The organism is Roseateles sp. GW821-FHT02E12, assembly GCF_059421665.1.
In genome coordinates this window covers 70,644-84,965 of the sequence record NZ_JBWKVK010000003.1, presented here as the reverse complement: position 1 = coordinate 84,965, position 14,322 = coordinate 70,644, and the positions used below count along the sequence as shown (strand labels likewise).

Below are 14,322 nucleotides of genomic sequence, written 5' to 3'. Positions count from 1 at the left end.
GCCCTGGTTTGGGATGGGCTGCAAGGCGCAAAGCACAGCCATAGCCTTTGCTATGGCGAGCATTTGCAACGCAGCAGACCGCCCAAAGCAGGGATGCGCTGCGCGCGAGGGATTTGTTCAGCGTCTCCCTATGCGATGCGGGAGTAGACGCAGGTGTCGCGCGGGTGGCCGTCGACACCTAGCGCCTCGTTCCGGAGAGTGCCCTCCAGCTCGAAGCCGCAGCGCTCGGCGACCGCGCGGCTTTTGACGTTGCGAGGGTCGCAGCGGATCTCGACGCGGCGTGCGGCCAGCAGGTCGAAAGCCAGGCCCGTCAGCAGCCTCACGGCCTCGCTGACATGGCCCTGGCCCGCCGCCTCGGGGCGAATCCAGTAGCCGATCTCGAACTTGCGCACCGCCCAATCCATGCGGTGCAGGCCAGTGCCGCCGAGCAGCCGGCCCGGGCTGCCGTCGGAACGGCGGGCGTAGATGTGGAAGCACAGGTCTCGGCGAGCGATGAAGTCCGCCTGCATGCGGCGCACAACCAGCTCCGAACTCTCCGCCGTCGGTGCATGCTGGGCCCAGGGCATCCAGGGCCGCAGATGCGAGATGGCCTGCGTGATGACGACTGCCATCTCGGCGCCGCTGCCGGTGCGCGGTGTCAGCAGCAGGGTGCGCTCGCCGTCCAGCCGCTCCGGGATGTCGATCAGCAAGGGATCGGTCATGGGAGCCCCTCGCCCGCCGGGTACGGCGACCGGTCCCCCGAGCTGACGCGCGCCGGCTCGGGAGCGGCCCAGCGCTCGGCGCTCATGCCGTCACCACCTCAACCGGCTTGGGCAGCTCACGCACGCCGCGAATGACTGGGTGGCGCCAGGCCAGCGCCGCCAGCAGGCAGGCGCCCACACCCGAGAAGGCCAGCGCCGAGCGCAGGCCCATGTGCTCACCCAGCCAGCCGCCGATCAGCGCACCCGGCCCCGCCGGCAACAGGATGAGCCAGCGCATCGTGCTCGTCATGCGGCCCAGCATGGGCGCCGGCGTGACGGCCTGGCGCAGCGACAGAAAGTTGATGAAGATCAGCACGGCGCCCACGCCGAAGGCGAACAGCATCACCCAGAAGCTGGCAACGCCGGCAGTGCCCGCGGGCATCAGCGCCAGTTGCAGCCAGCCCACGCCGCAGGCCGCATAACCCAGCACCAGGCAAGGCCCGGGGCCAATGCGGCGGCTGATGCGGTGGCCGAAGACGCTGGCCAGCACGGTGCCGGCACCCAGCGCGATGTACGACAGGCCCACCGTCTGCGGGCTCAGCTGCAGCTCACGCGTGGCGAACAGGATCTGCACGACCAGCGCTGCGTTGTGGAAGAGCTGCCAGCTGCCGGTGGCCGTGGCCAGGCTCACCAGCAACGGCCGCTCGCGCACGAAGCGCAGCCCGGCCTTCAACTCGGGCCAGAAGGCCTGGCCCTGCTTGGGCAGCAGCGCTTCCTTGACCTGGATGCCCCGCAGGATGGCGGCCGAGAGCAGCAGCAGCGCGGCGTCCACGGCCAGGGCCAGCGGCGCGCCCAGCATCTTGATCAAGGCGCCGGCCAGGCCGGGCCCGGCCACCTCGGCGCCTGACGACGCCAGCGCGTTCTTCGCATGCGCTTCCACCAGGCGCTCGCGCGGCACCACCTGGGTCAGCACGATCTGCGCGGCGCTGCCGGCCACCGTGTAGACGCAGCCGAGCACAAAGCCGACGACGTAGAGCCAGCTCATGCTCAGGACACCCAGCCAGGCCGCGACCGGCACGGTAGCCACCGCGACCGCGAGCAGGCTTTCGCCGACGACGTAGACCGGCAGCTTGCGCACGCGGTCCAGCAGCACGCCGGCGGGCAGCGAGAACAGCACGAACGGCAGGATTTCCATCGCCTGCAGCAAGCCCATCTGCGTGGGGCTGGCATTGAGCAGCACGGCCGCCGTCAACGGCAGGGCCAGCATGGTGATCTGGCCACCGAGGGAGGAAATCAGGATCGACGACCACAGCCGCCGATAAACCACGTCGCGCAGCAGATCGCCGGGCGCGAGGGTGAAGAACTTGGAGAACATGACGCTTGAGACTCCGACAGAACTCGACGGGCGGGGTCAGGCCCGCCGGGATGAAACGACGCGCTGGGGCGTCAGTCGAGGTCGAGCAGCTTGGTCATGCGATGCATGCTAGCAGCGCGGCCGTGCGGTGTCGCGTGCCGGCGGTCATGGCGTGCGCACGACAAGCTCGGTGTAGCTCGTCGCCGCGTCGAACTCGCGCGCCAGCGAGCTGGGTGGCAAGGCGGCGATCAGCAGTTCGGCCGTCGTGCGCACCTCGCAGCCGGCGCAGACGTGGCCGCCAAACACACGGCCCGAGGCGTCGGACACGCTGGCATGCAGGTGGGCGCCGTCCGGCGTCAGCGTGCCGCTGAGGGTCAGGATTTCGAGCGGTCCATCGATGCACGTCGGCCCCGGCTCGCCGGCAAAACGCAACTCCGCATGCGCCAGGCTGCCGATGCCCGCGACGACAAAGCCGGTGCGCCTGTCCGCCTGCAGCGCGTCGCGCAGGTCGTCGCCGGGGTTCAGCCGGAGCGCCTCCATCGTCACCAGCCCACGGCGGCGCCGTCGCGGCGCGGGTCGCTGGCGGCCACATAGCCCTCGACGCCCGGCTCGCCCAAGCGCCAGATGAACTGGCCGGCGCCGAAGTCCTGGTAGCTGTCGTGGATGTCGCCGATCTCGTGGCCGCGCGCGCGCAGGGCCTCGATGGTGGCCGCCGGCATGTGCGGCTCGACGTTGATCGACAGCCCCTCGTTGAAGCGCCAGCGCGGCGCGTCACAGGCGGCCTGCGGGTTCTGGCCGTAGCAGAGCATGCGCACCAGCGTCTGCATATGGCCCTGCGGCTGCATGTTGCCGCCCATCACGCCGAAGCTCATGACCGGCGCGCCGTCCTTGGTCAGGAAGGCGGGAATGATGGTGTGGAAAGGCCGCTTGCCTGGCGCAACCTGGTTGGGGTGGCCGGCTTCCAGCGTGAAGCAGTGGCCGCGGTTCTGCAGGCTGATGCCATAGCCCGGCAGCACGAGGCCGGAGCCGAAGCCCATGTAGTTGCTCTGGATGAAGCTGACCATCATTCCCGACTCGTCGGCGGCGGTCAGGTAGATGGTGCCGCCCTTGACGGGATTGCCGGCGCCGAAGACCTGGGCGCGTTGTGGATCAATCAGCTTGGCGCGCTCGGCGAGGTAGCCGGGGTCCAGCAGCTGCGCCGCGCTGACCGTCATCGCGCCGGGCTCCGCCACGTAGCGGTAGACGTCGGCAAAAGCCAGCTTCATCGCCTCGATCATCAGATGCTGGGCCTCGGGACTGTCGACCTCGTGCGCCGCCACGTTGCAGTGTTCGAGTAGGCCCAACGCCATCTGCGCCGCGATGCCCTGGCCGTTGGGCGGGATCTCGTGCAGCGTGTGGCCCGCGAAATCCTTGGCCAGCGGCGTGACCCATTCGGGCTGGTAGGCGGCCAGGTCGGCCTCGGTCAACGCACCGCCGGTCTCACTGGAAAAGCGCGCCAGCGCCTGCGCGATCTCGCCGCGGTAGAAAGCCTCGCCCTTGGACTCTGCAATCAGCTTCAGGCTGCGGGCAGCGTCGGCGAAGCGGAACAGCTCGCCCACCTCGGGCGCGCGTCCATGCGGCAGGAAGGCCTGGGCAAAGCCTGGTTGCGACGTGAGCTCGGTCAACGCCGCGGCCATCGCCCACTTGCCCTGCACGATGGGCGGCACCGCGTAGCCGCGCTCCGCAATCTCGATGGCAGGCTGCATCAGGTCCGCGAACAGCAGCTTGCCGAAGCGCTCACTCAAGGCCGCCCAGCCGCCAACCGCGCCAGGCACGGTGACCGAGCCCCAGCCACGCTTTGGCATGACCTGACCCTTGAAGAACTCCGGCGTCCAGGCGGCGGGAGCCGGCCCCGAGGCGTTCAGGCCGTGCAGTTGCTGGCCGTCCCACAGGATGCAGAAGGCGTCGGAGCCGAGGCCATTGCTGCAGGGCTCCACCAGCGTCATGCAGGCCGCGGTGGCTATTGCCGCGTCAACCGCATTGCCACCCGCCTGCAGCATGCGCAGCCCGGCCTGGGCCGCGAGCGGATGCGAGGTCGAGACGATGTTGCGCGCGAACAGGGGGCTGCGCCGGCTCGGGTAGCCGGCCTTCCAGTCGAAGCGGGTTGCGGTATTCATGCGCCCCATTCTGCCGGTGTAAGGCTTTGCAACCGGGTCAACGAGCGGCACGAAGCCGTCGTTGTCTCCACAAGCTTTCGCGAAGCCCGCAACGAAACCTAAACCACCCTGGAGCCCTCAAGATGAACACGCTGAAGACCACCATCGCCACCGCCCTCATCACGCTCGCCTCTGGCGTGGCCCTGGCGCAAAGCCCGACCCCGGCAACCCCTGCTGCACCGGCCGCCGTGAAGACCAACGCCGCCGTGACCACGCCGGCCGTGGCGACCGTTGCCCAGGCTGCAACGCCTGCCACGCCAGCCGTCAAGGTGGCCGCCGCAACGACGACACCGGCTGCCGCCACTCCGGCCACGCCCGCCGTCGCTGCCATGCCCGCCGCCCCGGCCAGCGCGCCTGCCAAGCATGGCCACAAGCATGCGAAGAAGCACGCTGAAGCCAAGGCCGCCGCGACCGCCAAGACCGAAACCAAGACGCAGTAAGCGCCTCAGCGCTCCGCGCAAGGCCGCAGCCCGCAAAGGCTGCGGCCTTTTTTTGTTCTCGTCTTCTGTTGCGCCGCGCGTCAGCGGATCGGCGCGAGCTCTCGCAGCGCCTTCACGGCGCCCGCGCCCATGGCCGCGCCGAAGCGCTTGGCCAGGCGTTCGGCCACGTTGTCCTTGGGCGTGTAGTCGATGACGTCCTCGGCCTTGACGACCTCGCGCGCGACGTAATCGAGATTGCCGAAGTGGTCGGCAAGACCGAGCTTGACGGCCTGCTCGCCGTTCCAGAACAGGCCCGAGAAGGTCTCCGGCGTTTCCTTGAGCCGCTTGCCGCGGCCCTCGCGCACGACGGCGATGAACTGCTGGTGGATCTGGTCCAGCATGGCCTGGGCAAAGGCTCGCTGCTTGGGGCTGAGCGGGCTGAACGGGTCCAGCATGCCCTTGTTCTCGCCGGCGGTCAGCAGGCGGCGCTCGACACCGAGCTTGTCCATCAGCCCGGTGAAGCCGAAGCCGTCCATCAGCACGCCGATGGAGCCGACCACCGAGGCCTTGTCGACATAGATCTCATCGGCCGCGGCGGCGATGTAGTAGGCGCCCGAGGCGCACATCTCCTCGACGACCGCGTAGACCGGCTTGTCGTACTGCTTCTTCAGCCGCTTGATCTCGTCGTACACGATGCCTGCCTGAACCGGGCTGCCACCGGGCGAGTTGATGCGCAGCACCACGGCCTGGGCGCCCGCGTCCTTGAAGGCGTCCTTGAGCGCTGCCAGCAGCAGTTCGGCGCTGGCCTCGGTGTCGGCGGCGATCTCGCCACGCACCTCGACGAGGGCCGTGTGCGGCGTGGACGACGGCGTCACATGCCGACCCGGCAGCCACATCGTGTAGACCAGCAGCGCTGCGAGCGTCAACCAGAACAGCCGGAATACCGTGCGCCAGCGCCGCTCCAGCCGGCGCTCGCGCAGGAAGTCGCGCGCCAGCTGGGCCAGCAGCGGCTCATGCCCGGGCGCCACCACGGGCGGCACGCCGACGGGCTCGGGCATGGGGGGCGGCAAGGTGTCGTCAGGGGTGCTCATATCAATCTTGGAAAGCGGGTTTGGTGTCGCGCGTGGGGTGCCAGTAGACCTCGCCGTCGTGCTCGGTCAGCTCGATCTTGGTCAGCCGACCGCGGTTGCAGGGGCCCATCAGGCATTGGCCGGTCAGCGGGTCGTAGACGGCGCCGTGGATGCTGCACATGATGAAGCGCTTGTCGTTGTCGAGGAACTCGCCCTCCTGCCAGTCCATCTCGGTAGGCACATGGGCGCAGCGGTTCAGGTAGGCGACGGCCTTGCCGTCGAAGCGCAGCGCGAAGGCGCGCACCGGCTCGCGCCACTGGATGACGTCGAAGCTGACCGCCTTGCCGCGCTCTGGCAGCTCGGCGGATGCGCACAGGCGCTGCAGCGGGGCGACTTCGGGCTCAGGCATGGGCGAGCAGCCAGTCATGCAGCTCGCGCGTCGAATGCGCGACGAAGAGCGGCTTGAACTCGGCGAAGGTCTCGTGGTCGTGCGCGCCGAAGCTGACCGCGACGCAGGGCACACCTGCATTGGCCGCCAACTGCAGGTCATGCGTCGTGTCGCCGATCATCAGCGTGCGCTCGGGCTCGGCGCCGAACTCGCGCATCAGCTCCAGCAGCATCTGCGGATGCGGCTTGGAGCGCGTCTCGTCGGCGGTGCGTGTGCCGTCGAACAGATGCCCCAGCGCGCTGGACGCCAGCACGCGGTCCAGGCCCACACGGTTCTTGCCGGTGGCCACGGCCAGCCAGTGGTGGCGGGCCTTCAAGGCTTCCAGCATCGCCAGCGTGCCTTCGAACAGCGACAGTTCATGCTCGGACGCCAGATAGTGGTGGCGGTAGCGCAGGCCCAGCTCGGGGTAGCGCTCCTCGGCCAGGCCGGGCACGGCATGCTCGAGCGCGTCGCGCAAACCCAGGCCGATGACGTAGCGGCAGTTGTCGAAGTCGGGTTCTGGCAGGCCGATGTCGACGGCGGCGCGCTGGATGCAGCGGGCGATCAGCGCCGTGGAGTCGAACAGGGTGCCGTCCCAGTCGAAGGCGATCAGGTCGAAACGTTGGGGGCGAGTGGTCATGGGTGGATTTTCAGCGCTGCGGGACCGGCCTGAAGCGGGAGGGGTCGCCCGGCACGCTTTCAAGCCGGCATTGCCAGCCGCTCAAGGGAGCGCCTGGCGTCGTCATGGCCTTCACGCCCGGTGACTGCGGCATAGCGCCCGATCCCCTCAGCAACTGCCAGAGGACTTCGAAGCGCGCGGCTTCCTCTTTCGGCCAGTTCTCGCAGTAGGCGCTCACGAGCACCGTGGCAAAGGGATCGCATGCGGCGAGGCCCCTGGGTGGCTTGTAGCTCGGGTCGATGCCGCGCACCCAGTTCGCAACATGGGGCTGCCAGGCCATGAACCTCTCTTCGGTGGCCCCGATGTACCTGAAGGCACCGTCCACGAGGCAGGCCTTGGCGGGCCCGGCGGTGTCGATGAGCTGGGCGAAGGAGTCCAGTTCACCACGCTCCGCGGCCTCACCGACGAGCCATTGCGGCTGCGGGCTGGCGCCGACGGACGGCGCCAGATCACCATAGGCCTTCATCAACTGCGGCTCGAGCAAGCGTCGCTCGATCAGGGCCCAGGGGAGAGGGCTCGCGATCAGCACGTCAGCGGCATCGGCACGCTCGTCGACAGTCAGCGCCGTCACACCCAGGCCTTGTTCCACGCGTGCCACGTCCTCGTCCGCGCCGATTTGCCAGATCGTCCGCAGCCATTTGCGCCGACGCGCGGGTGGCTCGCGCAGCGCGATTTGGGCCACCAGCCAAAGGAAAGTCGCGCGGCCACGGGCGCATGCTTCGCCTTGCAGGCAGTAGGCATTCATGGCCAGGGGCAGCGCCAGGTCTCGCCGGCCTTCGAGTGTCATGCGTCGCCAGAAAGCGGGTGCGCCCAGCGAGGGCTTTTCGACGTAGCGGCCCATGCTGTCGGCCCAGACCGCCAGGTGGCGACGCTTGTTGCCACTGCACCAGACGCCCTGGTCGGAACCCACGGTTGCCAGCACAAACTCTCGGTTGTGCGCTGCCCGCTTGGACGGCGCGAGCACGTAGGTGGGCTGCAGGCCTAGCTGCCAGAGGCGGCGACGCACGCTGTCCAGCCGCGCGGTGGCCAGTTCTGCAGGCAGCGCGGCGTCGTGCCGCAGCTGGATGCTGATCTTGTCGGCTGAACACTCGGCCACGCGCAGTGCCAGGCTGTCCACAGCCACCACGCCATCACGGGTGAGGCGGCTACCCTCTGCTTCGAAGCCGATGGCGATGGGATCGGGTTCCGCCAGGGTCAGCGCCTCGGCAGGCGCCATGCTCAGCAGCAGCGCGAGTGCTGCAACGAGGCGGCGCATCAGCTTCCCACTTTCAGGAGCACAAGACAGGCTTCAGGCAGAGGCGCCTCGCAGGTCACCGCCTCCCCCGTCGCCGGATGCTGGAACTGCAGCCGCCGCGCATGCAGGAACATCCGATCAAACTTCTTCGGGCCACGCGCCAGCTCGCGGTTGCGCTCGAAGTCGCCGTACTTGGGGTCGCCCACTATTGAGTGGCCGGCTTGTTGCAGGTGGACGCGGATCTGGTGGGTGCGGCCGGTCTTGATCGTCACGTCGAGCAGGCTGAACTGCGGCGTCCTCTGCATCACCTTCACCAGGCTGATCGACCGCTTGGCGTCTTCCTCCTCCAGCTTGCCCGGCCTGACCCAGCGCTCGCCGTCGCTGCCGACGAACTTCACTAGCGGCACGTCGATGACCTTGAGCTTGGCCGGCCAATCGCCCCAGACCAACGCCGCATAGGTCTTGCCGGTCTCGCGCTCGCGCAACTGGTCCTGCAGCGCCACCAGCGCGCTGCGCTTCTTGGCGATCATCAAGAGGCCCGAGGTTTCCTTGTCCAGGCGGTGCACCAGCTCCAGGAACTTGGCCGTCGGCCGGGAGCGGCGCAGCGCCTCGATGACGCCGTAGCTGACCCCCGAGCCGCCGTGCACCGCCACGCCGGCCGGCTTGTCGATGACGAGCAGGTGTTCGTCCTCGAACACCACCGGGAACTCGCGCGCCGGCGCCTCGGGCTGGGCGGCGCGCTCGGGCAGGCGCACCGGCGGGATACGCACCTCGTCACCAATTTCCAGGCGGGTGTCGGCCTGCGCACGGCCCTTGTTGACCCGCACTTCACCGGCCCGGATGACGCGGTAGACATGGGTCTTGGGGACGCCCTTGAGCTCGCGCAGCAGGAAGTTGTCCAGCCTTTGCCCGGCGGAACCTTCATCCACCGTCACCCGCCGGACCGCAGGCGCCGCGGTGGCCGCCTTGGGCGGGGTTTGCGTGGTGTCGGGCGGCACTTGGCCTGCCCCTATAATCCTTTTCACCACGTTGCTGCCGTAAGTATTTGATTTGCTTGATTTTAGCGGCGACAACGCGGGGCCGACGGGGCGCAGCCCTGGCGGCCACAAGGCGATGCAACGCGAAAGATGGCCGGCAGGTTTCCTCCCCGAGTGAGTGAACGGCCCGCCGCCCGACGCGGCAGAGCGATGACACAAGAACCCGCGAGCCCCGCTGCCCTTGATCGTTTTCAAGACACCCGGCGCCCGCAGACAACAAGGTTTCCATGGCGACAGAACGCTGAGGCCCAGGCCGATGCGAGCTGTCACCAGCGTCCAGCAGCCCACGCAGATGAGCATGCCCCTCCCCCCACACGCACCCCTGCGGCCCCGGCTAGATCCCGGTGTGGCCGCCCTGTTCCGGCCATTGGCCGGGCGGGTGCGCGCGGGAGCCGGCAGCTCGGCTCGCTTGCCAGCTGCTGCGACGCACGCGCCAACGCCGACTGCACGCTGACCTCACGGTCGGCCACGCTTTCGGTCCAGGGCGATTCCTTCCTCGGTTCTCAGCCATCGCCCGTGCATCTGGATGCCGCTTTCGAGCGGCGTGATGAACGTGCGCGTTTGCGGCGGTTTTGACTGCCCGGCGCGCGAGGAGTGATGACATGAAACGCATGCTGATCAATGCGACGCAGCCGGAAGAGCGGCGCCTCGCGATCGTTGATGGCCAGAAGCTGCTGGACTTCGAGACCGAAATCGAAGGCCGCGAGCAGCGCAAGGGCAACATCTACAAGGCCGTAGTGACGCGCGTCGAGCCGTCGCTCGAAGCCTGCTTCGTCGACTACGGCGAGGACCGCCACGGCTTCCTGCCGTTCAAGGAAATCTCGCGCCAGTTCTTCCGTGAAGGCACCGACGTCAAGAACGCGACCATCAAGGACGCGATCAAGGAAGGCCAGGAACTGCTGGTCCAGGTCGAGAAGGAAGAGCGCGGCAACAAGGGCGCAGCGCTGACGACCTTCGTGTCGCTGGCCGGCCGTTACCTCGTGCTGATGCCCAACAACCCGCGCGGCGGTGGCGTTTCGCGCCGCATCGAGGGCGAGGACCGCGAGGAACTCAAGGAAAACCTCGACCAGCTCGAGTACCCCAAGGGCATGTCCCTGATCGCGCGCACCGCCGGCATCGGCCGCACGGCGCCCGAGCTGCAGTGGGACTTGAACTACATGCTCAAGCTCTGGACCGCGATCGATGACGCGGCCAAGGGCGGCAAGGGCGCCTACCTGATCTACCAGGAGTCGTCGCTCGTCATCCGCGCGATCCGCGACTACTTCACGTCCGACATCGGCGAGATCCTGATCGACACGGACGACCTGTTCGAGCAGGCCCACCAGTTCATGAACCACGTGATGCCCGACCAGGGTCATCGCGTGAAGCGCTACCGCGACGACGCGCCGCTGTTCAGCCGCTTCCAGATCGAGCACCAGATCGAAACGGCCCACAGCCGCACGGTGAACCTGCCCTCGGGCGGCGCCATCGTCATCGACCACACCGAAGCGCTCGTGTCGGTCGACGTCAACTCGGCCCGCGCCACGCGCGGCGGTGACATCGAGGAAACGGCCACTCGCACCAACCTCGAAGCGGCCGACGAAATCGCCCGTCAGATGCGCCTGCGCGACCTGGGCGGCCTGATCGTTGTCGACTTCATCGACATGGAGGAGAGCAAGAACCGCCGTGACGTGGAACAGCGCCTGCGCGATGCGCTGCGCAACGACCGCGCCCGCGTGCAGTTCGCCTCCATCAGCAAGTTCGGCCTGCTCGAGATGAGCCGCCAGCGCCTGCGCCCCGCGCTGAGCGAAGGCAACCACATCACCTGCCCGCGCTGCAACGGCACCGGCCACATCCGCGACACCGAGTCCTCGGCGCTGCAGATCCTGCGCATGGTCCAGGAAGAGGCGATGAAGGACAACACCGCCGCCGTGCACGTGCAGGTGCCGGTGGAAGTGACTTCCTTCCTGCTGAACGAGAAGCGCACCGAGATCACCAAGATCGAACTCAAGCAGCGCGTCACCGTGCTGCTGGTGCCCAACAAGCACCTCGAGACGCCGAACTACAAGCTCGAGCGCCTGCGCCACGACGACCCGCGTCTGGAAAACCTGCAGGCCAGCTACACGATGATCGAGGAGCCGACCGACGAGGTGGGCATCACGCGCCGTGGCGACGTCGAGAAGAAGAACCGTCAAGAGCCGGTCATCAAGGGCATCCTGCCCGAGCAGCCCGCGCCCATGCCCGCTCCGGCGGCACCGGCCCCGGCACCTGTCGTCGCACCTACGCCGGCAACGGTTGTCGCGCCGCCCCCGCCGGCGCCCGAATCCAAGGGCTTCTTCAGCCGCCTGTTCAGCTTCTTCGGCGGCGGTGCGCCGGCCCCGGCACCCGTGCCGGCCGTCCAGGCGCCTGCAGCCGCTCCGGCCGCAACCGACAAGCCGAAGCGCGAAGGTGGTCGTGATGGCCGCCGCGACGGTGGCCGCCGTGGCGAACGCGGTGAGCGTGGCGAGCGCGGTGAACGCAACGAGGCGCGTGGTGGCCAAGGCGGCCGCCGTGACGGCAAGCCGAGCGAAGCCCGCGGTGAGCGCGGTGACCGCAACAAGCGCGCCGAAGGTGCCAGCGACAAGCCCGAACAGCAGCAGCGCCCGGAGCGCACCGAACGCGGTGATCGTGCCGAACGTGGTGAGCGCGCTGAGCGCGGCGGTGAGCGTGGTGACCGCCCGGAACGCGGCGAGCGCCGCCCGCGTGGCGACCGCCAGGAACGCCAGGACCGCGCGCCGGCCGAAACGGTGGCCGCATTGCCGGTTGCCGCGTCGCTGACCGAGGACCTGGCCGCCGTCCACGACGCGCCGCCCGCCTTTGTCGACAGCCAGGCCGAAGCCGCCCTGCCCCCGACCGGCGACACGCCGGCCGGTGAAGAGCGCCAAGGCCGCGGCCGCCGCCGCCGCCGTGGTGGCCGTGACCGTGACGACCAAGCCGGCACCGGCACCGAAGGCACGGCCGAGGCCAACTCGGAAGCACCGGCCGAAGCCGCTGCCGACACCGCCGCCGAAGCCACCGCACCGGCCGAAGGCGACGACGCCGGCGAAGGCCATGGCCGCGAAAGCCGCCGTCGCGGCGGTCGCAATCGCAACCGCAACCGCCGTGAGGAAGGCGCCGAAGGTCAGGAAGCCGCTGCTGGCGAAGAAGCCCCCTCCGCCGCGCCGCTGCAAAGCTCGCTGATCGAAGACGCGATGGCCAACGCCATCCCGGTGGCCCGTGCGCCTGTCCAGGCCCCGGCACCCGTGGCCGCTGCACCGGTTCCGGTCGCAGCGCCTGTGCCTGCTCCGGCACCGGTTGTCGAAGCCTTCAAGCTGCCGCTCGGTGACTTGAACGCCATCGCCGAAGGCGCCGGCTTGCAGTGGGTCAACTCGGACGCCGACAAGATCGCAGCCGTGCAGGCCGCCATCGCCGCCGAACCCGCGCCCGCCCCGCTGGGCCGCGAGCCGGCAGCAGTCGTGGTCATCGACGAGGGCCCGCTGGTGCTCGTCGAGACCCGCAAGGACCTGAGCCAGGTGAAGCTGCCGTTCGAAGCCTGATAGAGGCTTGATCGCCCCGTAGTGCCCCTCCCCGAACGCCGCCGGCCACAAGCCGAGCGGCGTTTCTCATAGCCTGAACACGAGGCCACCCATGACGACCACCGCCCCAGCAGACGCCGCCATCGCGGCAAGCCACGCGGCCAAGATGCCGCCGCAGATCCCCTACATCATCGGCAACGAGGGATGCGAGCGCTTCAGCTTCTACGGCATGCGCAACATCCTGACGGTCTTCATGATGACCAGCCTGCTGCTGGCCATCCCCGAGGACATGCGCAAGGCCGAGGCCAAGGAGGTGTTCCACACCTTCGTCATCGGCGTCTATTTCTTCCCGCTGCTGGGCGGCTGGCTGGCCGACCGCTTCTTCGGCAAGTACCCGACGATCTTCTGGTTCAGCGTCATCTACTGCGCCGGCCACGCCTGCCTGTCGATCTTCGAGAACAACCTGAAGGGCTTCTACTTCGGGCTCTTCCTGATCTCGCTGGGTTCGGGCGGCATCAAGCCACTGGTCACCAGCTTCGTGGGCGACCAGTTCGACAAGAGCAACCGGTCCCTGGCGCAGAAGGTCTATGACGCCTTCTACTGGATCATCAACTTCGGCAGCTTCTTCGCGTCGCTGCTGATGCCCCTCGTGCTGAAGAACTACGGCGCCAGCGTCGCCTTCGGCCTGCCGGGCGTGCTGATGCTGCTGGCCACGATCATCCTGTGGAGCGGCCGCAAGAAATATGTGCACCAGCCGGCGCGCGGTGCCAACCCGCACAGCTTCCTGAAGGTGGTGTGGACGGCGCTGAAGGCCGGCGGCTTGGGGCTGGCAGTGGCGGCGCTGGGCCTGCTGCTGGCGGCCTACAGCCTGAGCCAGATCGCGAGCCTGGGCTTCGTCGCAGCCGTCTGCCTGGCACTGGTGCTGGTGATGGGCTTTGGCGGCGTCGGCGCTTCGCTGCAGCTGGACCGCGCCCGCGGCGTGCATCCCGATGAAGCCGTGGACGGTGTGCGCGCCGTGCTGCGCGTGCTGGTGCTGTTTGCGCTGGTCACGCCGTTCTGGTCGCTGTTCGATCAGAAGGCCTCGACCTGGGTCCTGCAGGCCGACCAGATGAGCAAGCCAGCCTGGTTCCAGTCGTCCATGATGCAGGCGCTGAACCCGTTGCTGGTGATGATCCTCATCCCCCTCAACAACCTCGTGCTGTACCCGACGCTGCGGCGTATGGGCCTGCAGGTGACGGCGCTTCGCCGCATGGGTACGGGCATTGCGCTGGCGGGTGCGGCCTGGATCGTCGCCGGCGTGCTGCAGCTGTGGCTGGACGAAGGTTCGACGGTCAGCATCGTCTGGCAGATGCTGCCCTACGCGCTGCTGACGCTGGGCGAGGTGCTGGTGTCGGCCACCGGCCTGGAGTTCGCGTACAGCCAGGCGCCGCTGTCCATGAAGGGCACGATCATGAGCTTCTGGAACCTGTCGGTGACGGTGGGCAACCTCTGGGTGCTGCTGTCCAACGTCAGCATCAAGAGCCCCTCGGCGCTGACGGCGATCAAGTCCAGCGGCTACAGCGAGACAGCCTGCCTGATGTTCTTCTTCGCCGGCTTCGCGCTGGTGGCCGCGGCGCTGTTCGCGCTGGTGGCCAGGCGCTACCCGATGCTGAACAACTACCGCGGCTGATGTCACGACTGAGGCGGCATGGGTG

Annotated in this window: 12 protein-coding genes; 3 read left to right on the top strand and 9 right to left on the bottom strand. The window is 68.5% G+C overall.

From position 1 onward, the window contains the following. Window positions 1–128: 128 nt before the first annotated feature. The 4 genes from AC07V5_RS18425 to AC07V5_RS18410 form a co-directional block, all read right to left on the bottom strand. Window positions 129–701: a GNAT family N-acetyltransferase gene (locus tag AC07V5_RS18425; protein ID WP_495117161.1), complete on the bottom strand. Its 573-nt coding sequence runs from the start codon at window positions 699–701 to the stop codon at window positions 129–131. 82 nt (window positions 702–783) lie between these two features. Further along, complete coding sequence (locus tag AC07V5_RS18420) at window positions 784–2,055, bottom strand: MFS transporter (RefSeq protein WP_495117160.1); 1,272 nt, start codon at window positions 2,053–2,055, stop codon at window positions 784–786. Window positions 2,056–2,199: 144 nt separating this feature from the next. Further along, a complete protein-coding gene (locus AC07V5_RS18415) occupies window positions 2,200–2,574 on the bottom strand; it encodes a PPC domain-containing DNA-binding protein (RefSeq protein WP_495117159.1) in 375 nt (124 codons plus the stop codon). Window positions 2,575–2,576: 2 nt separating this feature from the next. Continuing rightward, window positions 2,577–4,190 carry a gamma-glutamyltransferase family protein gene (locus tag AC07V5_RS18410; protein WP_495117158.1) on the bottom strand — a complete coding sequence of 538 codons (1,614 nt, stop codon included), beginning with the start codon at window positions 4,188–4,190 and terminating at the stop codon, window positions 2,577–2,579. A gap of 122 nt (window positions 4,191–4,312) precedes the next feature. Here AC07V5_RS18410 and AC07V5_RS18405 point away from each other — a divergent pair, with 122 nt between their 5' ends. Next, a complete protein-coding gene (locus AC07V5_RS18405) occupies window positions 4,313–4,669 on the top strand; it encodes a hypothetical protein (protein ID WP_495117157.1) in 357 nt (118 codons plus the stop codon). 80 nt (window positions 4,670–4,749) lie between these two features. Here AC07V5_RS18405 and AC07V5_RS18400 read toward each other — a convergent pair whose 3' ends face one another. Genes AC07V5_RS18400 through AC07V5_RS18380 form a run of 5 tightly spaced genes read right to left on the bottom strand, consistent with a single transcriptional unit; the run spans window position 4,750 to window position 9,083 of the window. Then, window positions 4,750–5,739, bottom strand: coding sequence for a S49 family peptidase (locus tag AC07V5_RS18400; protein WP_495117156.1), 990 nt, complete (start codon window positions 5,737–5,739; stop codon window positions 4,750–4,752). A gap of 1 nt (window position 5,740) precedes the next feature. Further along, entirely contained in the window at window positions 5,741–6,127 is a 387-nt protein-coding gene (locus tag AC07V5_RS18395) for a Rieske (2Fe-2S) protein (RefSeq protein WP_495117155.1), read from the bottom strand. Next, on the bottom strand, window positions 6,120–6,785 hold the full coding sequence (locus AC07V5_RS18390; protein ID WP_495117154.1) for an HAD family hydrolase: 666 nt from the start codon (window positions 6,783–6,785) through the stop codon (window positions 6,120–6,122). The genes AC07V5_RS18395 and AC07V5_RS18390 overlap by 8 nt, the downstream gene beginning before the upstream one ends. 10 nt (window positions 6,786–6,795) lie before the next feature. Next, window positions 6,796–8,079, bottom strand: a complete 1,284-nt coding sequence (locus AC07V5_RS18385) for a hypothetical protein (protein WP_495117153.1) — start codon at window positions 8,077–8,079, stop codon at window positions 6,796–6,798. Further along, the gene (locus AC07V5_RS18380) at window positions 8,079–9,083 is read right to left on the bottom strand and encodes an RluA family pseudouridine synthase (protein WP_495117152.1); all 1,005 of its coding nucleotides are present in this window, start codon (window positions 9,081–9,083) and stop codon (window positions 8,079–8,081) included. Before AC07V5_RS18380 ends, AC07V5_RS18385 begins: the two co-directional genes overlap by 1 nt. 614 nt (window positions 9,084–9,697) lie before the next feature. Here AC07V5_RS18380 and AC07V5_RS18375 point away from each other — a divergent pair. Together AC07V5_RS18375 and AC07V5_RS18370 are read left to right on the top strand one after the other, a co-directional pair. Then, a complete protein-coding gene (locus AC07V5_RS18375; protein ID WP_495117151.1) occupies window positions 9,698–12,649 on the top strand; it encodes an Rne/Rng family ribonuclease in 2,952 nt (983 codons plus the stop codon). A 91-nt stretch (window positions 12,650–12,740) separates the two neighbouring features. Then, entirely contained in the window at window positions 12,741–14,297 is a 1,557-nt protein-coding gene (locus AC07V5_RS18370; RefSeq protein WP_495117150.1) for a POT-type proton-dependent oligopeptide transporter, read from the top strand. The last annotated feature ends 25 nt before the right edge of the window (window positions 14,298–14,322 follow it).